Source organism: Candidatus Symbiothrix dinenymphae (assembly GCF_001431085.1).
On sequence record NZ_BBRU01000385.1, the window covers coordinates 1 to 461 of the forward strand.

At 39.5% G+C, this 461-nt stretch carries 1 pseudogene; it reads left to right on the forward strand.

Annotated features, from left to right (window positions below):
• Positions 1 to 29: 29 nt before the first annotated feature.
• A pseudogene (locus tag ASC50_RS04455) lies at positions 30 to 461 on the forward strand (AAA family ATPase); the annotation flags it as partial.

A 461-nucleotide genomic window follows, 5' to 3' on the forward strand; every position in this document is an offset into this window, starting at 1 on the left:
AATTTGTCTTTATGACAGGCGTAACGAAAGTGGCAAAAGTATCAATATTTTCAGCGTTGAACAGTCTCAAAGATATTTCATTAAGTGAGCAATTTTCTTCTATTTGCGGTTATACCCAAGAAGAATTGGAACGTGATTTTTCGGAATATATAGACAATACTGCAGTCCGTTTGGAGATGACAAGGGAGAATTTGCTGGCAAAAATTCGTAAGTGGTACGATGGTTACACATGGGATGGCAAAACATCGGTTTACAATCCGTTTTCTACCCTGCCGTTTTTTGACAACAAAGAGTTTTCCGATTACTGGTTTGCAACGGGTACGCCTACTTTTTTGATTAATCGTCTCAAAAAACACGGTCTTGCTAAAACGGTATTGGAACCTGTTATTGCTGATTCATCGGCTTTCGACAGTTACGATCCGGATGCGCTTGATGATGTGCCTTTATTATTTCAGGCAGGT